This window comes from Nostoc sp. TCL26-01, from assembly GCF_013393945.1.
Lineage (GTDB): Bacteria > Cyanobacteriota > Cyanobacteriia > Cyanobacteriales > Nostocaceae > Trichormus.
This window is the reverse complement of sequence record NZ_CP040297.1, coordinates 2,567,788-2,586,305: the sequence shown is the minus strand read 5'-3', so window position 1 is coordinate 2,586,305 and position 18,518 is coordinate 2,567,788. Positions and strand designations below refer to the sequence as shown.

Here is an 18,518-nt window from a genome sequence, read left to right as displayed (position 1 = left end):
TCAACAAACTATTTTGCTTCAAATAAGGGGAAAAAATGACTAGCTCTATCTTTAAAACATTAGCGGCTGTGACTGTGGGAACTACTTTGATATTTGCAGCTGGGGAAACTATGCCTAGTCAAGCTGCAACTATCACTTACAATTTTGCTAACACTGATAAAACGCTAACTGGCTATTTTTCCTTTGACGAATCAGCAGCTTTAGATCACATTATAGAAGTATCTGAGGGTTTAAAGATTGTTGCTAATTATGGTGGTCAAACATACACTGAAGCCGATGATGCTTTAGCCGCAGTTTGGACTGATTTGTCAGGAAAAGTTCCTAATGGACAATTTTTAGGTTTGCAGTTTGTAACCAGCAATTTCACAGTTGCCAGTGACTACTTTATCGTAGGTGATGCAAGTTCAACTATCACTTATAGCAGTGTTCCTGAACCAACTGCAATTTTGGGTTTGTCTGTGATTGGTTTAGGTTTATTAGTAAGTAAAAATAACAAAGCAAAATCGAGTGTTTGAGAAAGGGGTGTAGAACTGATAAAATCTTAATCCCTAGTGAAAAATTTCTCTGTGCCTCCGTGCCTTTGTGGTTAAATAATTTATTTTTACCACAGAGACGCTAAGACACAGAGAATTCATAAAAAACCCCTTGTCTAGTGAACAAGAGGTGGAAGGAGGGTAATTGTCAGGGTAAGATTTTATCGGTAATCTTGATTTTGAATGCTGCTTAACCGGGCAGCATCGCGCATACCGTATTCAGGACGAGTGAAGCGACTTAACTGTGCTTCAAAAAATTCGCGGTTTGCTTGTAGATGTTTAGGATTGGGGTCATCTAGAGGATACAATAGGGCAGCGCGCAAGGCTTGAATGACTGCCGAGGTAACATTGTACATTGACCGTTGGAAAGTAATACCCAATTGAATCAACATATCATCTTCACCACGACAATATTGTTGATAGTAGTCGAGTAGATATTGGGGTAGGAAATGCAACATATCTTGCATTAACAATGTGGGGGGAATGCCGGCAGTCCCGACAGGAAACACGTCAGCGTAAAGGATACCGTAATGGAAGTCTTTTTGGTCTGCTGGTACTTGACCTGCTTGAGCATTATAAGATTTTGTACCACGGAAGGGGGCAGTACGATAGAAGACGGCTTCTACGTAGGGTAATGCAGCTTCGTATAACCAAGTGAAACCTTTAGATTTGGGAATGATTTCGTAGCATTCTCCACGGATATAGACATGATGATAAATGGGACGACCAGCGATCGCAAATATACCATTAATTAAAAAGTTCATGGCATCTGGCACACCTTTAAAGCCACCTTCATCATAAATATCCGACATTTCAAAGAATACCGGAGCCATGACCTCCCAGAATAAACCCAGATTAGAGTAATAAGACATCTGGCGACACTGTTCGAGGAACATATCTGGGAACAGCTTGTAAAGTCCCAGCATCAGGGGGTTGCCTTGGAAGTAGGCTTTAATGGCTTTGTCGGCGTTGGCTTTGTATTCTTCAGAATCTAAATAAGCGTCAAATTGGTTAACTGGTGCATACATATGCCGATGCCACAGCATTGCTTGCATACAAGCTTCGGCAAATTCCATGTTAATGCGATCGTGTAACCAGTGATGTAAGAGTTTTGACATTTTGAAGGTTTCCCCCTTCTCCATAAATGCCAAAAGTTCTGGATGGGCGGTAGCGACACCGCGCCAAATTCGCAAATCAGCATCATCACCAGCGTAATGATTATGTCTGTCTAAATACTCTTGGGGAATGAAGTATTTAAAAAAGGGCAGTGGGTTTAAAAATACTTGTTCTGCAATATAAAGGAGATCACGCCAGTAGAAATCCATCGGTACAGCATAAGCTTTGTAGATACCGATGATTTGCATCAGGTTTTCTGGGGTATCTGGCAACATCGAACCGCCTGCTTCTAGGCGATGAATAATATCAGCAAATTCATGCTGTGAAGGGGGAATTTTTGTGTTGGTTCTTTCTGGAGTTTGTACCATCGTGATGTCCTTGGGTTAAATGTAATATTTGAGGATGAAGCAGCAAAAATAATCAATAATGTTGATTGGTCAAGTTGTTTTTTTGAGAAATTCTTGGCGGAGATTTAACGCATGAAAAATACTTAAAACATCATGAGTCCAAACAGGTAATAGGAGAGTCATCAAAATTTCTTCAATGCTATGAATTGTGCCGACAATACAAGTCAGCCATAAAGTAATGCCTGCATAATTAAAGCCAAATAAAGCTACGATCGCAATAAATAAAGTAATTCCCCACAACTTCGCTGAGTAGGTGTGATAACTAGCAGGTTTACCATATTTAATCAAATTAACTATCCACCACAGCAACTGAGCAAAAATTACTATGAACAATGGGAGTTTTTCTGCAATCAAAATATCTCGATAACTTAGCCAAGCACTCACAAATACGCTGCTAAACAAGCAAACATCAGCCCAACTATCAGCTTGTCGTAAATTAGCAGTACTCACATCTAAGCGTCGGGCGATAATGCCATCCAAGATATCAGAAATAAAAGCAGCTACAAAACCCACAAGGAACCAAATAGTAGTTTTACCATCCCAGGCATCCCACAGGAGGAAAGGTGATATCAAAAAGCGAAATAGTACAAGACTAATGGGAATTAATTTGAGATCCATTTTTTCCTCCTGTATCAATGGGTAATTCTCTTGTTTACTACTTCAGGGCAACTTCAGAGATTACAGTTTTTTCTACAGGGGGAATTGCCGCTATCATGGCTGTGGTTGTGGTTTCACTCCAACGCACTAACCAAGTAGGTTGGATTCCTAAAAAGATGATCAGAGATGCCAGGATTAAAGCGGGTACTTTTTCAGACCACAGGACTTTGGGGTAGTAGGCTAAATCGTTAGCCAGTCTGCCAAAGCAGGTACGATTGAGGAGAATGACAAAATACACTGCGGTTAAGCCACTAGATGCAACACACAACAGTGTAGATAAAGGAAAGACACTAAAGCTGGCTTGAAAGACGATGAATTCAGCGATAAATCCTGTTAAACCAGGGATACCAGCGCTAGCCATACCGCTTAACACCAGTAAGGCGCTAATCAAGGGTAGACCACGTATGGGACTCATTAAACCGTTGAGTTTGGATAATTCCCGTGTACCAACCTTGGCTTCCACGACTCCCACCAAATGAAAGAGAATCGCTAAAATAATGCCGTGACTAACCATTTGGGCTACAGCACCGACAAGAGCAAGGGAAGTACTAGCCGCACTGGCTAGGAGGACATAACCCATGTGACCGATGGAACTGTATGCTACCATGCGCTTGATGTCTGTTTGCGCGATCGCAATTACTGCCCCATAAATAGCGCTGACTGCTCCCCAAATTGCTAAAGTCGGTGCAACCACGTGCCAAGCTTGGGGAAACATCCCTAAACCAAAGCGCAACAGTCCATAAGTGCCGAGTTTTGCCAACACACCACCCAAAAGAATGGCAATAGGTGCAGAAGCTTCCACATAAGCATCGGGTAGCCAAGTATGGAAGGGAACTAAGGGAATTTTGATGCCAAAACCGAGAATTATGCCGATTAATAGCAGCAATTGTAGTCCGGCGGAGAGCTTTTGCGTAGAAATGGCATCAAAGGCAAAGCTAGTAGAACCTGTTAACCAAACCATCCCTAAGAAGGTGGCTAAAATGAAAGCGCCGGAAACAGCAGTGTAAATCAGAAACTTCATGCCGGCGTAACCCCGTTTTTCTCCTCCCCAAATGGAAATTAAGAAGTAAAAGGGGATTAATTCTAGTTCGTAGAACAGGAAAAACAAGAGTAAGTTTTCAGCTAAGAATGCTCCAGCAACACCTCCACTAACTAACAAAATCATGGAGTAAAATAGCCGGGGACGTTCTATGTCTTTATTGCTGCTATAAATGGCAATCCATGTGAGGAGGCTATTTAACACCAGCATCAAAATTGATAGCCCATCTACACCTAATTGATAACTCAAACCCAAAGTATCATTCCAAGGTAAATACTCTCGAAATTGCATCCCTGGATTAGTAATATCAAATTTCAACAGGATGAAAATATTCCAGAGTAGAACTATTCCCGATAAGGTTAAAGCTACTAGCCGGATGCGGCTTGCAGGTACAGCTTTACCAGGTAAAAACCCGATAATTATAGCGCTGATAATTGGAACCAAAATTAAAACACTGAGCATAGACAATTCAAAATTCAAAATTCAAAATAATCACACGGTTAGACTTTTGTATTGAGGTGGGTAATACCCACCTGAGTTAGATTCCCCAACTAAAACATTAATTCTAAAAATTGGACTCCCCAGAATGGCCAAGTTACCCATGCGCCTAAAACACCTACTCCTAAAAGTACTGTTAAGGCGTAGAACTGGGTTTGTCCAGAGGTGCTGTATTTGAGTCCTTCACCACCTAAGAGTGAAAACAAACCAACAAAATTTACGATGCCATCAACGACAAATCGGTCGATCATATCGGCGAATTTGGCAAGTTGAGCCACACTGAAAATAATGGTCAATTTGTAGATTTGAGGTGTGTAAAAGTCGTAGGCTAATAAGTTTTGTAGACCTCGCCAAGGTAGACGAACGGGTTTAGGAACATTACCTAAATAAATTACCCCACTAATACTACAACCGAAAATAGTTGACCAAATTAACAGTAGTGCTACATCTTTATTCAGATTTGCCCAATCAGGTAAGAGCGATAAACTTTGTAATACTAAAGGCAGATGTAGAACGAAACCAAACAATACCATCATTGGTAATACCATTGGCCAATGTACTTCTGGCGATCGCTCACTCATTTGTTTAGCTTTCCCGCCAAAGATTAAGCCAAATTCTCTGACTAAACTAAAGGCTGTTAAGCCATTCACAGCTATGACAATGCCTACTAACCAAGGATGATTACCCCACAATCCATCGGCTAATTTCAGTAATGCCCAAAAGCTACCTAATGGAGGGAACCCAATTAATCCCAATGTCCCCACAATAAAGGCTAACCCAGAAATCGGCCGACGTGACCACAAGCCACCTAGTTGTGTGACATCTTGAGTAATGCTGTTCCAAATAATGCCACCAGTACTCATGACTAATAAGGCAGAGGCTAAGGCATGGGTGAGTACTAACAAAAGTGCAGCTTCATCCTGTTGTGCGCCTACAGCAATAAACACCAAGCCCATGTAAGCACTAACAGAATACGATAAGCAGCGTTTCACATCAATCTGGGCGATCGCAATTAAGGAACCACCGATGGCTGTGACTGCACCAATGGCGACAATAAACGCCGAAACCACAGGTGAGAGAGTTAAAACAGGTTGTAGTTTAATCAGTACCCATGCACCACTGGCCACAACTACCGAGTTCCGCAAAATTGTGCTAGGAATTGGCCCTTCCATCGCTTCATCTAACCATAGATGTAGGGGGAACTGAGCGCACTTACCCATTGGCCCAGCAACCAATGCTAAACCTACTAGGGTGATGATGGTGGGATCTACATTAGCAGTAGCAGCCCATGTAGCTAAGTCTGAATAATTCCAAGTTCCCGCTAGCTGCCATAGTCCTAGTACTCCCATCAGCAAGAACAAGTCCCCTACCCGCTTGGTGAGGAACGCATCTCTTGCACCACTAACTACTAGGGGTTGACTAAACCATAAACCAACTAATAGATAAGTTCCTAATGTGAGAACTTCCAAGATTACGTAACTAAAAAACAGATTGTTGCACAAGGCTAAAGCGCATAACCCTGCTTCAAATAATCCCAACAGGGAATAGAAGCGTCCCCAACCCCAATCCATTTCCATGTAGCCAACGGCAAAAATTTGTGCTAAGAAATTTAAGCCAGTCACTACTACCATCGCACCGACACTTACAGCAGAAATTTCGATGACGATGGTCAGGTTTAACCCCGCAGTAGATAGCCAAGGAATAAGTACTTCTTGGGGTGCTTGGTTCCAAGTCAATATTAAGGCGATCGCACTATGAGCAAACGCCAAAAATGTCATTATTAAGTTTACATAACCAGCCGGTCTCGGCCCTGTTTTGCGAATGATCCCCGGCGACCAGGGAATAGCTAACAGTCCCCCGATTAAAGCATACAAAGGAACTAGCCAAACAGTCTCAATAAGAAACTGAGCCATGAAATTACCTCTAAATTTGTCACAAAAACGCTAGGGTTCGAGAGTTAACTTTTGTTACTCTAAGCAAACCCAACTATTGTAAATAAGGCAAATTTATTTTTGCTTAATATTGATTAAATTAAGCTTACCGTTATATTTACCAAAAAGGAATTACCTATCAAAATAAATTAGCGATGTCTAGTCTAATTAATTCTTATATGCTTGGTTTTCAATATTTAGCATTGATTAAACTCTATGGTTTGAACATAGCTTTAGCAAATGGTAATGATTGACTTTTTCAATGAGTATAAATAACTATAGGACTCATATTTGATTTTTGTTAGCGTAGCCTGTGCTTACACAAAAAAGTCAGTATACCTCTAATTTACTTCTTTTTTGTCACCTGTTACCTGTCGCCTGTTACCTATCTAAACAAGTCTGTTCAGTAATCAAATCGGATTCCTATAGCAACTCTCATGCGTTAATAATTTTGGTAATATACAAGACCGACAAAATGTCAACAGTCAACAGTCTAAAATCTATAAAAATTTGACCATTGACTATTGACCAATCCACAAACTACAAGCAATGATTGCGGATGGTGAGAGGATTTGGCTAATTGGGGCAGGCTGCATATCTCGGTAGTCTAATATTTGGACAACGATGAGATAGGCGATCGCTAAAAGTATAGAAATTGCCCCCGTGATAATTGCTACAATTTTTGAGCGATTCATGTGTACTTCCTACAAGGTGATTTGTGGTGCTTGACCTATATCCAGATTGCCATAGAAATATTCCATATCTTCAACTTTGTCAAAAACTTGCGGATCTGATTCACATGACAGTCAAGAAAGACCCGACGGATAAATCCGGGGGCTTATATTAACGTTATGAATGTGATAGAACACTAGGCAGACTGCGGAGAAAAAATAGCAAAGTCATTGCTAGACAAAGCTGGACGATTGGAGAACAGAGCAATTTGTACTTGTTGATTGCTACCAGTACCATCACTATCATAAAATAGCTGACCCTTAGTTTGATCGTAGATTAAATAGGTACTTGCAGTAGTGGCGATCGCACCAAGAACAAAAAAGTTATTGTCTAGAGGAAACAAGTCTTGGGGGGGTTGGGGAATTCCTAGAACTTCCGATTCAGACAAAATCATTAAATCCTCACCAACTTTGAAATCGCGGATAGTCTCAAAGCTGCCACTTTCCAGGTTACTCAGGTAGAACCAGTCAATACCAGTACCGCCTATTAAAGTATCAAAACCCACACTACCTATCAGATCATCATCACCAGCTTCGCCAGACAGATAATCATCTCCGATGCCACCATATAAAACATTATTGAAGCTGTTACCAATAATGCGATTATTCAGTTCGTTACCAGTGGCATTGATGGCATCTTTTACCAAAGTGAGATTTTCTAAGTTGGCACCTAATTGCCAGTCTATAGAAGAGATGACGGTATCTGTACCCTCATTAGCAGCTTCGGTAATCACGTCACTAGCGCTATCTATCTCATAGATATCATTGCCAACACCACCTGTGAGGTTATCATTACCACTACCACCATCAAGTCTGTCATTGCCAGCACCACCATTGAGAGTATCATTACCACCTTGTCCAATTAACCAGTCATCACCGTCTAGACCATTTAAAATATTGTTGGCATTATTGCCGAAGATTTGGTTATTGAGGCTATTACCAGTACCGTTGATAGCAGCGTTACCAATCAAGCTGAGGTTTTCGAGGTTGTCTCCCAGTGTCCAAGTGATAGAAGAGTTGACCTTATCTCTAGTGCCGCCTGCGGCAGTTTCAATGATGGTGTCACTCAGACTATCGACTGTATAAATATCGTTGCCATTACCACCGATGAGAGTATCATTGCCTGCACCACCATCGAGGTTATCGTTACCTTCACCACCGTTGAGGTTGTCGTTACCTTCATTCCCATAAAGCAGGTCATTACCATCGTTGCCAACTATCGTATCATTGCCTAAGCCACCGAATCCGTAGTCATCACCTGTACCACCATCAAGATAGTCATCACCTGCTAGTCCGATAAGGTAGTCGTTACCAGCTAAACCGTAGATGGTATCGTCATCGGCTGTGCCTTTGAGAATGTCTTTATTTGGTGTACCTTCAATTGCTAAAGAAGGTGCAAATGCTAAACCCCGAAAAGCGGTATTGGCTGCTGCTGTTGCCAGTGTGGTGAAAGAACCGGAAATATTCGCATTAAAGGCTGCTGAGTCAGTGACTTTGACTATGGTGTTACCTGCACCTGTTCCCCTAGTCGCGTATAAATTAACATTATTACCGTTAATAAACCCAGTTAAGCCAGTTACAGTGCCAGCGATGCTGCCTCGAGCAGTCCAAGTTGTGCCGTTAAAAGAATACTTCAGCAAACCAGAACTCACATCAGCAATATATACTGTATCTACACCTGCTACACTAGCATCACGATCAAGTAACACGAAGCCATAAGTATTACTTGTACCCGACAAACTAGGCAGTATTACTGGTGTTTGCGTACCGCTTGTTGGCAGTCCAATACCAACCGTGCTAACCCCAGCAGGCGTAGTTGTGATACTAGAAATGTAAAGCTGACCGTTGAAAATTTTGATTGCACGGGTAGCAAAACCATTAATGATAGTGCTTGCGCCTGTATTACCAAGAGGCAGGTAGTAAACATTGAAATTATTTCCACCTACCCAGAAGCGAGTACCATCATCAGTCGCAGCGTTGCGAATGGTAGGACTACTAAGATTAACATCATTGAGACGGGTTGTAGTGTCAATCGTACCATTAGCATCAACTCTGGCAATAATCCGATTGGTGCTGCTACTAGTCGTACTGCTAACATTGCTTGTTCCTAAATTGGCATCATAACCACCAAGGGTAAGGTATCGCCTATCGGCTGAAAGAGCTAGTGCGCCTTCAGAGGCATTTAAACCATCTAGAGTTAACCTAGCATTACTACCGTTAACTGTAGTTGGTAAGGCAACAGATTGTACTAAAGTACCACTGGCTGAATACTCATCTAAAAATACGGCAGTTGCAGCCGTTGAAAGAGCAGCACTACCAGTTCCCACCCTGACAACAACTAGATTTCCTTTGGTGAAGGGAGCTAAAATCGCATTATAAGCATTTAACACCCCCATCTGAAACGCCAAAGGTGCTGTGATTGCACCAGTTTGATATTCTAAATTCCAATTGCCACCCAAAACCACACTACCTGTAGCATCATCAGAAGCCGCAACATCTGCACCAGTGACTTGACTTAGCTGTTGGACAAAGTTTTTGCCGGCATCACCTTGAGCTACATGACAACCGTAAAGTAGAATATCTGCACCTGGGCTGAGGGAATTTGACCACTGCTGTAGGAGTTGGCTATATGTGGTTTGGATGGTTTGAGAATTTAATTGTGCTGTTCCCAACTGTAGGTTACCAGCCGTTCCGTGAGAAACTATATGCACAGCGTCAAAGCTACCTCCTGTTAAGGCTGTGCTAATCTGTGCTACTCCATCTTTAGTTGGATCAAGCATTACTACTTGTGTTCCCGCTTTGACACCATTAATCAGACTTTGGTAATCGGGAACTGTAGAATCGATAAATAGAATGGAAGTCATTTGTCAGCACCTGGGAATGTTGGGATAATTAGTTTGTGAAAAACTGAGTTCATGTTCAAACACCCATCTTTTAGGCCTGATGAGTGCATCTGATTGAGTTTGGAGTCAAAAAATTAGTCTTAACCGACGCGATTAACTGCGTCTCCACTTAAGTTTTGTCAGTAAATTTTCTAGGCAAAACACTTGATAAACTAAGTGATTTCCTCTGTTAATTACTGTCAAAACGTGTTATAGCTCGTTATAACTTACGTATTTTCCAGCGTCAATGTCAAAAACTATTAATTTAATTGTTATTACCAGCTTATGTATAAAAAATTTCTCTATACTTCCTATCTAGCGATCGCTCTAAACTAATAACTAATGACTAATGACTCCTATGTCTAATTCCCGCACAGAAGAAATTCTCTCTCAACTACCAGGGGATACTCTGGGAAACCTACGTCGCGCTGACAGCATCTTGCAATCTATTCGAGAAAATACTTTACCAATACCCACAGTAGTGCAAGAAAGTCAAGAGTCTCTAGGTACTGTAGACTGGGATGCAATTATTTGTGGTGGGACATTAGGTATTTTGATTGGTTGTGCTTTAGCAGTCAAAGGATGGCGCGTGGCATTGCTAGAGCGAGGTATCCTCAAGGGAAGACAACAAGAGTGGAATATTTCTCGTCAAGAATTAGCAGTGTTTGTGGAATTGGACTTGTTGAAACCAGAGGAATTAGAGAGAGCGATCGCTACTGAATACAATCCAGCTAGAGTTAAATTTAAAGATGGTGCAGAAGTCTGGGTAGAAGATGTCCTGAATATCGGTGTCGATCCTGTTTATCTACTAGCTACGTTAAAGCAACGATTTCTTGATGCTGGCGGCCAGTTATGGGAAAATACACCTTTTAATGGCGCAGTTGTCCACCCAGATGGGGTAGTAGTCAATGATCAGTTTAAAGCCAAGCTGTTAATTGATGCTATGGGAAACATGTCTCCCATTGTTCAACAAGCACGCCAAGGGAAAAAACCAGATGCTCTTTGCTTAGTGGTAGGAACTTGCGCTCAAGGCTTCCCCGACAATCATGCTGGCGATTTACTATTATCATTCACATCCCTGCAAAACCAGTGTCAGTATTTTTGGGAAGCCTTCCCAGCCAGAGATGGCAGAACAACTTACCTGTTTACCTACATGGATGCTCACCCCGAACGCCCAAATTTAGCAGCGTTATTCGCAGAATACTGGCGCTTACTACCAGAATATCAGGGAGTGGCATTAGAAGAATTAAAATTTCAGCGAGCCTTGTTTGGCTTTTTTCCGAGCGATCGCCAAAGCCCCCTGCAAACTCCTTGGCATCACATTCTCCCAGTCGGAGACAGTAGCGGTAATCAATCACCCTTAAGTTTTGGTGGCTTTGGGGCAATGGTACGCCACCTCAAACGTTTAACATGGGGAATTGCAGAAGCATTACAAACAGAGCAATTATCTGCCAAAGCATTAGGACAACTGCAACCATATCAACCTAGTCTCAGCGTGACTTGGTTATTTCAAAAAGCCATGAGTGTTGGTATCAATCAAAATATTCCCTCAGAACAAATCAACCAACTCCTATCAGCAGTATTCCAAGAAATGCAACAGCTAGGCACACCAGTACTCAAGCCATTTTTGCAAGATATCGTCCAGTTTTCTGCTCTGACACAAACCCTAGCCAAAACTGGTTTATCTCATCCCGGACTAGTCGCTAAAATCATCCCCCAAGTAGGTTTAGCAAATTTATTAGATTGGCTTTGGCATTACGGCAACTTAGGAGCCTACACTGCCTTATTTGCCCTCAGTCCCATTTTAGAGCCGTGGATTAAGAACTTACCCAACACACAATATTATTGGCATCGCTTAGTTGAAGCGTGGAAATTTGGCTCTGGCTGTGATTACTTCGATGTGTAGAAAATCATCAGTACTACTAATTTTTCACTACTGAATAGAGAAGACGTGGAGGCGATCGCCCTTGCTGTTGAACTATAATTTCCAGGAGTCAGATTCTTAACTCACCAAGAAGTACAATAATGGTGAACACCATTGATTAGTTAGGGTTGGCGATCGCTAATTATCATGAGCAAAACTAGGATTCTCGACCCATCTGAAAGCTATAGCTTCAGCAAATATGCCGAATTAGCCTACGATAGTGCTGATATCCTAGCTGAATTCGGTGTTACCCTCAACAATACCTCCCTCCAACTCCCACAGCAGTTACCAATAGATCCTGAACCATTGAGAATAGAACTACAAGAAAATCTGACTTTGGTAGATCCTGTTTCCGAGATAGCTAGACGTGAAGCATTGATATTTCCGATTCTCAAAACGATTTGTAAATTTATTCAAGTACCACTCAAAATTGAATATCCTGTACGAGTGAACAATTGGCTCAAAGGCAGTTTTGATTATCTCATTCCTACTAAACAGAACTTATTAGTGATTGAAGCAAAAAATGCCGATTTAGCAAGAGGTTTTACCCAGTTGGCGGTAGAATTAATTGCTCTCGATCAATGGACTGATTCAACAGTTCCAATGCTCTATGGTACTGTGACAACAGGGGATACTTGGAAATTTGGCATTTTTCAGCGTCAAGAAAAAATAGTTCATAAAGATATCAACACATACGCCCTTCTTAGCGATCTAAAGTTGGTTCTTTCTGCTCTCTTTGGTATAAGTTTGAGTTAAGTATTCAAACTTCAAAACTTGTACTGAAGCTCAAGCAGTATTCAGAAATCCCCACATAATAAGGGTTGAGAATTGTATATCTTCATCCTCTGTTTTCAAAATACTTTAGTCTAAAGTGACACATATCAGCGTGTGACCATCTGGACAATTTTAGAGAATTGGTATGACACAGTGCCACAAATACTTCATGCTTTTTGCCAAAAGTCAATAGTCCCAAGTCTCAAGTCCAAAAAACCTGAATCTTGACTAATGACTAATGACTAATGACTAATGACTACTACAAACCCACCCAGATACTACCTTCTTCAACACGGGTAGGAAAAACAGACAATGCCTTTTCTTTAGAAATCATCCCCATCACCTTACCAATACCAGGAGGGAAAGGAGTCCAATCTGTAGGATTACCAGTAGCCAGATCAAACGCACTGCGGTGAAAAGGACAAACCAGCGCTCCAGTATCTGTAATCTTACCCTTCTGTAAAGGTAACTTCAGATGAGGACAAGAATTTTCCACCGCAAAGACTTGATTGTTATGGTTGAGTAACAGAATATTGCGTTGTTCAACCTTGACTACTTTACGCCCGTCAGGTGGTAACTCATCTTGAGTAATAACCTTAATCCAGTTCATAATACCTCACGCGATATTTTACAAGGCTGTTATATGCTTTAAGTCTTCCAACAACCTATTAAGTACATCATTTCACAACTTCGTAACGGTAATATAGAAGAGAACCGAGAACAGGGAAGAGACTTAAAAGTCTCTTGATGTCAGTGTTTGATTTTGACAAACAGTCGCCTGCTGCCAAGAAGCATGGGGTGTAACTACAGATACTTTGGCAGTAAGAACAACTTCACCTTGAGCGTTTCTTGTCCATCCCGTAGCTTCGACAATCCCAGATGGCATGGGAGGTACAGTTGTCCTGCTGACTGTTTTTTCTGGCTCACCAATAGCAATCCAATTTGCTAACACAGCATCAGCATTGAGAAAATCAGTAGGATTATCTGGTAAACCTCCACGCCCAGTGATAGTAAAACTGTCTCGATTTCTCCCAAAACCCGCATAACAAACTTGAGCTAGTTTTGTCTCCACAGGTTGCGTTGGCAGATTGACAACTCCTTCACTAGGATCAACTTCCGGCGTGTTAATCTCAACTGTACCGTTTAAACCAAACTCTGAACTAGCCGTAATATCACTCAAATCAGTCAATTTTTCTCGAAATTGTGTACCAAAAACCCCAAAAGCATTGATGTCTACATTGCCACCCTTACCTTGAAAAGCATTAGCACTGATATCACTGTTTTCACTAGGAACAGCAACAATAAAACCATTGGGAGCATCAATATTAATATTGCCACCATCACCTTGACTAGTCGCATTAGTGCCAGCTGTCGCAGAGATTTGACTATGATTGCGTAACAACAGCAAGTCAGTTACTTTTATATTAATGTCGCCACCCTTACCTGAAATAGTTTGAGCAAATAGTTTTCCCTGCTCATCTAGGCGAATTTCGTTAGCGTTAATTTCTAATTTGCCGGCATTCCCTCTTCCCAATGCACTCACAGTCACTTGAGCTTGATTGCTAACAATCAACTTTCCTGTAGTAATTGACAAAGAACCAGCATCACCCTCACCTTGGCTACGAACAAACAAGCCACTAGTGTCTATACGGTTTGGTGCTGTTCCGCTTATTTCTATGAAATCTGAGGCATGAATATTCAGATTTCCACCCTTACCCTGACTACCTGGCTGAGTTCCTGCAACTATCTGCGCCCCATCTTGGATGATCAATTGCCTAGTTTTAATTGTCAAAGAACCTGCATCATTAGTACCGCCAGTTTGAGCAAATAAACCACTAGAAAATCCATTTAAAGATGAACCACTCAGCTTGATGACATCAGCCATCACCTCTAGTTGTCCTCCCAAACCTTGACTACCTCGCCTAGCACTGGCTTCTATCTGTCCCCCATTCTCAACAATTAACTTCCTCGTTTTGACGGTGAGTTTGCCTGCTGAACCTCTATTGTAAGTATTAGTACGCAAACTGCTAGCAAAGCCATCTGCATCAGTTCCAGTCACTAATATAAAGTCAGTGGCGTTAACTGCTAAATTTCCGCCCTTACCTCCGCCAAAAGTAGAAGCCGAAACTTGTGAGCCACCTTGGACAATTAACTGTTCCGTTTGAATAGAAATCTCTCCACCATCTTGATTAGCTGTCTGAGCAAAAACTTGTGATCCCCCAGTCAGCAATACATTCCGGCCTTGTATTTGAATGCTACCACCACGTTGATCACTGGCAAAGACTATACCTCCATTAGTAATGGATACATCTGCCAATGCTGAATCAGAAGAAAACTTTAAAGGCTGATGATTACTATCTAAGTTCAGATCGATTGTTCCAGTTGCTCGTATCCCACCCAAACCAATCTGACCACTTGACGCTAGTAAATATCCACCATCTACAATGATATTCCCGCCCACTAGAGCCAGGGTTTTACCTGCTTGTACTTGTAACGTACTCTGCCTATTCAGCCGAATCTCTCCCCCAGTTTTACCAAATTGCAGACCTGTTGGTACATTTACCTTCAATGGCAAGGTCGTTGCAGGTGAAGTTGTACTAAAAATACTACCATCTGCAAAGTTGATGGCGCTGGCGGTACTAGCTACAAATGAACCATTAATCTTGAGTCTGGCATTAGAGCCAAAAGTAATACCATTGGGATTCAACAAAAATAAATTGGCGTTGGAGTTAAGCATTTCCAATTGCCCCAAAATCTGAGACTGGTTGCTACCCGTTACCCTGACTAAAACATTTTGTATGTCAGCGTTTGGTACCAAGAAACGGGCTGCTCGTCCTTCATTAACATTAAATTCTAAAAAACTGTGGAACAGATTGTTATTCCGGATTGCTCCACCCTGCAATACTTCAGTTCGACCATTAATAGAGTTGGATTCTACACGAGAACCTTCAGAACCTAAAGTTTGATCTGGAATAATCACGCTTTGAGCATAGGCAGAATTTGCGTCAGGGAAAACGATACCCACAGCTAATACCGCAGCAGTTACTAGACGACTGGCTACGCTCCATTGCCAAGTAAAACTTTTGCTGCTTGTGGTCATTTGTCAATCTGCCCCTTCTAAAAACTACCAACTAGCATTGATCATTTAATACAGCATGGGGTAAATAATACCAATTTCTAGGATGTTGGTGATAGATACTTATAGAGGCGCACATCTATAATTTATCTGTGCGCCCCTACTGTTTATAGCTCCAGGCTATAAGGCTGTGGAGTTATTTTTGTGATTTACTACTCTCAGCCAGAAAATTCTTTAAGCAATCTCAGTCGGTTCTTGGGGAGTGTCCGATAACTCATCCGGCTCACTAGGATTAGATGCTATCTCAACCCCACCCGGAATTGCTTCTGGAAACTCATCAGGATCATTGGTTATCCCTGGCGGACTAGATGGTTCTTTGGGAGGGGGAAATGGAAAGGGATTGCCAGTTGCTTGTACAGCCAGATATATAGTGTTGAGGGAGAAGCTTTCCAGAGGAGAAATTTTCGTCACTTCATCTCTTATTAAAGTGCTTGCTTGTCCTGATTTGTAAGTCATAGTGCAGATTTATCCCTTCTAGAATAAGGATTTGAGTTACTTAATAGCCAATTACTGACTGGAGAGCTTTTGCCACTCCCCAGCAAACTCAAACATTCGAGTCTGTTTCAGGAACACTTCAGATCACAATCTATCTATCAGTCAGCTTTTCCAGTTTTATGCAACTGTTGGCAATTTGTTACACAACTTCATACATTGAGCTTTACACAAAAAGACTCGTCATAGAGCTAGATCAAAGCATCTAGGTAAAGTGAAATTGGTCAATTTGCTATGTCAGCAGTCGTTCCCATTATCGAATTTCTCACAAGATTTGTTAGCGTTGCATAAATGCGGGATTAATCATCTCATATTTAAGTATACTGAATTACTGAATAATTTGAGTAATTAAATTACATCTGACTTTCTGAATCAAGAATAATTATTTGAAATAAGCTGAAATAATTCTGTGTATTCTTTGAGATGGTTTTTGTTTTATTAAAGCAAATGAGTTTTATCAACCTTGTCATCGAATTGAGATGATTGTTGAAAAAATGACTAATATATTTTCTTGAATTCAGAAATATAAACCTTTGGCTAAGACAATTTTCAACCATATCTACATAAAAATACATTTGGTAAATTATGAGATTTACTGTGAAAAATATAGAAATAAAATTTGCATTAATTACAAATGAATCATTGATTCATGATGTTCTATTGTATTAATCAAGCGACGAGTTGAGGCGATAAAACAAGCCATCAACCTTCGACTACAGATAACAAATAACCGAGGTTTCAATCATGTCTAACCAATTGTACACAAACGTATCTCTAGAACAACAAGAAATCATCGCTGGTGGTGGTTCTAGTAATGGTTATGATGGTAGTGATAATGGAATTTATGTAGAAGAAGATAACTACAGCGAGTTCTTGAAAGATACTCTCAAGCAAGCAGCAACTACTTCAGCAAATGCTGATGGTGCATCAACAGCTCATGCTCTTGATATTTCTGATGTTGATGCTTTTGCCAATGTTTTCAAAATTGTTGATTTTTAGTTGATTCTCAGGAATCAAACTGAAATAACTGCAAGAGATTTCAGAGTTATGATATTTGGCGGAGTCTTTTAAATAAAAGATTAAATAGCCATTTCTGAAATCTCTAAAAACTAATCAACTGTAAAGTTATCCACACAAACGAGGTTTAATCATGTCTAACAAATTATTCACAACCGTATCTCTAGAAGAACAAGAAATCATCGCTGGTGGTAGTGCTAGTAATGGTTATGATGATAGTGATGATGGAATCTATGTAGAAGAGAACAATTTTAGCGCGTTCTTGAAAGATACACTCAAACAAGCAGCAACTACCTCAGCAAATCATGATGGCGCATCAACAGCTCATGCTCTTGATATTAGCGATGTTGATGCCTTTGCTAATGTTTTCAAAACCATTGATTTTTAGTTCATTCCCTACTATCGGATTGAACTAGTTACAAGAGATTCCAGTGATATTTAGCTAAGTTATTAAACAGAAAATTAACTAGCAATTACTGGAATCTCTAAACAAGATAATCCAATTCAACCTATCTACACAAACCAAGTTTAATCATGTCTAACCAATTATTCACAACTGTATCTCTAGAAGAACAAGCAATCATCACTGGTGGTAGTGCTAGTAATGGTTATGGTGATAGTAATGATGGAATCTATGTAGAAGAAGATAACTACAGCGAGTTCTGGAAAGATACTCTCAAACAAGCAGCAACTACTTCAGCAAATGCCAATGGTGCATCAACATCTCATGCTCTTGATATTTCTGATGTTGATGCCTTTGCTAATGTTTTCAAAATTGTCGAGGTTTAGTTCAATTTTAGAATTTGAATTGAAATAGCTGCAATGGATTCCAGAGTTGATTCTGATATTTAGCTCAGTCCCTGGAATCCTTATAAAAACATAATCAAAATTGACAATATTTGCCAATACGTTTGACATACTTACATCTAATGATGTTTCTAAATTTAGAGTAATTTTAAATTGCTCATTTGCTAACTCTTAAATATTTTGTTAATCAAGCAATGATTTAAGCAGTTAATAAAAGCTATCAATCTGCGATGTGAAATCAATCAAGGAGGTCTTAATCATGTCTATTAACCAATTGTTCACAGATGTATCTCTCGAACAACAAGAAATCATTACTGGTGGAATCTATGTCGAGGAAAGGAATTATAGCACTTTTAAAAAAGATACTCTTAAGCAAGTAGCTAACACTTCGGCGAATCATGATGACACTGAAACATATCATACTCTTGATACAGATGATGCCGATACATATGCTGATGTCTGGAAATCTATTGACATTTAGTTCAAAACAAGGATTTAGCTAAACTAAAAACCACAGATTCCAAACTTGATTCTGATATATATTTCAACTTTGGAATCATGTATCTAACCTGAT

At 40.5% G+C, this 18,518-nt stretch carries 16 protein-coding genes; 7 read left to right on the top strand and 9 right to left on the bottom strand.

What is annotated here, in order from left to right; genetic code table 11:
* Positions 1–35 precede the first annotated feature (35 nt).
* Entirely contained in the window at positions 36–515 is a 480-nt protein-coding gene (locus tag FD725_RS11130) for a PEP-CTERM sorting domain-containing protein (RefSeq protein WP_179048196.1), read from the top strand.
* Positions 516–694: 179 nt separating this feature from the next.
* On the opposite strand, the gene FD725_RS11125 is transcribed toward FD725_RS11130, so the two are convergent.
* The 6 genes from FD725_RS11125 to FD725_RS11100 all read right to left on the bottom strand — a co-directional run bounded on the left by FD725_RS11125 (position 695) and on the right by FD725_RS11100 (position 9,776).
* Positions 695–2,017, bottom strand: coding sequence for a CO2 hydration protein (locus tag FD725_RS11125; protein WP_179048195.1), 1,323 nt, complete (start codon positions 2,015–2,017; stop codon positions 695–697).
* A 69-nt stretch (positions 2,018–2,086) separates the two neighbouring features.
* On the bottom strand, positions 2,087–2,674 hold the full coding sequence (locus tag FD725_RS11120) for a CDP-alcohol phosphatidyltransferase family protein (protein WP_179048194.1): 588 nt from the start codon (positions 2,672–2,674) through the stop codon (positions 2,087–2,089).
* 37 nt (positions 2,675–2,711) lie between these two features.
* Entirely contained in the window at positions 2,712–4,214 is a 1,503-nt protein-coding gene (locus FD725_RS11115) for an NADH-quinone oxidoreductase subunit M (RefSeq protein WP_179048193.1), read from the bottom strand.
* 89 nt (positions 4,215–4,303) lie between these two features.
* The gene (locus FD725_RS11110; protein ID WP_179048192.1) at positions 4,304–6,163 is read right to left on the bottom strand and encodes an NAD(P)H-quinone oxidoreductase subunit F; all 1,860 of its coding nucleotides are present in this window, start codon (positions 6,161–6,163) and stop codon (positions 4,304–4,306) included.
* Positions 6,164–6,702: 539 nt separating this feature from the next.
* The gene (locus FD725_RS11105) at positions 6,703–6,876 is read right to left on the bottom strand and encodes a hypothetical protein (protein ID WP_179048191.1); all 174 of its coding nucleotides are present in this window, start codon (positions 6,874–6,876) and stop codon (positions 6,703–6,705) included.
* A 173-nt stretch (positions 6,877–7,049) separates the two neighbouring features.
* A complete protein-coding gene (locus tag FD725_RS11100; protein ID WP_179048190.1) occupies positions 7,050–9,776 on the bottom strand; it encodes a DUF4347 domain-containing protein in 2,727 nt (908 codons plus the stop codon).
* Between the two features lie 376 nt (positions 9,777–10,152).
* On the opposite strand from FD725_RS11100, the gene FD725_RS11095 reads away from it, so the two are divergent.
* Together FD725_RS11095 and FD725_RS11090 are read left to right on the top strand one after the other, a co-directional pair.
* Positions 10,153–11,700, top strand: a complete 1,548-nt coding sequence (locus FD725_RS11095) for an NAD(P)/FAD-dependent oxidoreductase (protein WP_179051503.1) — start codon at positions 10,153–10,155, stop codon at positions 11,698–11,700.
* A 165-nt stretch (positions 11,701–11,865) separates the two neighbouring features.
* The gene (locus FD725_RS11090) at positions 11,866–12,474 is read left to right on the top strand and encodes a hypothetical protein (RefSeq protein ID WP_179048189.1); all 609 of its coding nucleotides are present in this window, start codon (positions 11,866–11,868) and stop codon (positions 12,472–12,474) included.
* Positions 12,475–12,751: 277 nt separating this feature from the next.
* Here the strand turns inward: FD725_RS11090 and FD725_RS11085 are convergent, their stop codons facing one another.
* From FD725_RS11085 to FD725_RS11075, 3 genes are all read right to left on the bottom strand, one after another.
* Positions 12,752–13,102, bottom strand: a complete 351-nt coding sequence (locus FD725_RS11085) for a Rieske (2Fe-2S) protein (protein ID WP_179048188.1) — start codon at positions 13,100–13,102, stop codon at positions 12,752–12,754.
* A 123-nt stretch (positions 13,103–13,225) separates the two neighbouring features.
* The gene (locus tag FD725_RS11080; RefSeq protein ID WP_179048187.1) at positions 13,226–15,592 is read right to left on the bottom strand and encodes a filamentous hemagglutinin N-terminal domain-containing protein; all 2,367 of its coding nucleotides are present in this window, start codon (positions 15,590–15,592) and stop codon (positions 13,226–13,228) included.
* Positions 15,593–15,802: 210 nt separating this feature from the next.
* Positions 15,803–16,084 carry a hypothetical protein gene (locus tag FD725_RS11075; RefSeq protein WP_179048186.1) on the bottom strand — a complete coding sequence of 94 codons (282 nt, stop codon included), beginning with the start codon at positions 16,082–16,084 and terminating at the stop codon, positions 15,803–15,805.
* A 780-nt stretch (positions 16,085–16,864) separates the two neighbouring features.
* Between FD725_RS11075 and FD725_RS11070 the strand changes: the two genes are divergently transcribed.
* The 4 genes from FD725_RS11070 to FD725_RS11055 all read left to right on the top strand — a co-directional run bounded on the left by FD725_RS11070 (position 16,865) and on the right by FD725_RS11055 (position 18,425).
* The gene (locus tag FD725_RS11070; protein ID WP_179048185.1) at positions 16,865–17,119 is read left to right on the top strand and encodes a CTB family bacteriocin; all 255 of its coding nucleotides are present in this window, start codon (positions 16,865–16,867) and stop codon (positions 17,117–17,119) included.
* 151 nt (positions 17,120–17,270) lie between these two features.
* Entirely contained in the window at positions 17,271–17,525 is a 255-nt protein-coding gene (locus FD725_RS11065; RefSeq protein ID WP_179048184.1) for a CTB family bacteriocin, read from the top strand.
* Positions 17,526–17,671: 146 nt separating this feature from the next.
* The gene (locus FD725_RS11060; protein WP_179048183.1) at positions 17,672–17,926 is read left to right on the top strand and encodes a CTB family bacteriocin; all 255 of its coding nucleotides are present in this window, start codon (positions 17,672–17,674) and stop codon (positions 17,924–17,926) included.
* A gap of 277 nt (positions 17,927–18,203) precedes the next feature.
* Positions 18,204–18,425, top strand: a complete 222-nt coding sequence (locus FD725_RS11055; protein ID WP_179048182.1) for a hypothetical protein — start codon at positions 18,204–18,206, stop codon at positions 18,423–18,425.
* Positions 18,426–18,518 lie beyond the last annotated feature (93 nt).

Coding starts and splice junctions, on each gene's coding strand:
- FD725_RS11130 (WP_179048196.1), top strand. CDS start 36: ATGACTAGCTCTATCTTTAAAACATTAGCGGCTGTGACTGTGGGAACT.
- FD725_RS11125 (WP_179048195.1), bottom strand. CDS start 2,017: ATGGTACAAACTCCAGAAAGAACCAACACAAAAATTCCCCCTTCACAG.
- FD725_RS11120 (WP_179048194.1), bottom strand. CDS start 2,674: ATGGATCTCAAATTAATTCCCATTAGTCTTGTACTATTTCGCTTTTTG.
- FD725_RS11115 (WP_179048193.1), bottom strand. CDS start 4,214: ATGCTCAGTGTTTTAATTTTGGTTCCAATTATCAGCGCTATAATTATC.
- FD725_RS11110 (WP_179048192.1), bottom strand. CDS start 6,163: ATGGCTCAGTTTCTTATTGAGACTGTTTGGCTAGTTCCTTTGTATGCT.
- FD725_RS11105 (WP_179048191.1), bottom strand. CDS start 6,876: ATGAATCGCTCAAAAATTGTAGCAATTATCACGGGGGCAATTTCTATA.
- FD725_RS11100 (WP_179048190.1), bottom strand. CDS start 9,776: ATGACTTCCATTCTATTTATCGATTCTACAGTTCCCGATTACCAAAGT.
- FD725_RS11095 (WP_179051503.1), top strand. CDS start 10,153: ATGTCTAATTCCCGCACAGAAGAAATTCTCTCTCAACTACCAGGGGAT.
- FD725_RS11090 (WP_179048189.1), top strand. CDS start 11,866: ATGAGCAAAACTAGGATTCTCGACCCATCTGAAAGCTATAGCTTCAGC.
- FD725_RS11085 (WP_179048188.1), bottom strand. CDS start 13,102: ATGAACTGGATTAAGGTTATTACTCAAGATGAGTTACCACCTGACGGG.
- FD725_RS11080 (WP_179048187.1), bottom strand. CDS start 15,592: ATGACCACAAGCAGCAAAAGTTTTACTTGGCAATGGAGCGTAGCCAGT.
- FD725_RS11075 (WP_179048186.1), bottom strand. CDS start 16,084: ATGACTTACAAATCAGGACAAGCAAGCACTTTAATAAGAGATGAAGTG.
- FD725_RS11070 (WP_179048185.1), top strand. CDS start 16,865: ATGTCTAACCAATTGTACACAAACGTATCTCTAGAACAACAAGAAATC.
- FD725_RS11065 (WP_179048184.1), top strand. CDS start 17,271: ATGTCTAACAAATTATTCACAACCGTATCTCTAGAAGAACAAGAAATC.
- FD725_RS11060 (WP_179048183.1), top strand. CDS start 17,672: ATGTCTAACCAATTATTCACAACTGTATCTCTAGAAGAACAAGCAATC.
- FD725_RS11055 (WP_179048182.1), top strand. CDS start 18,204: ATGTCTATTAACCAATTGTTCACAGATGTATCTCTCGAACAACAAGAA.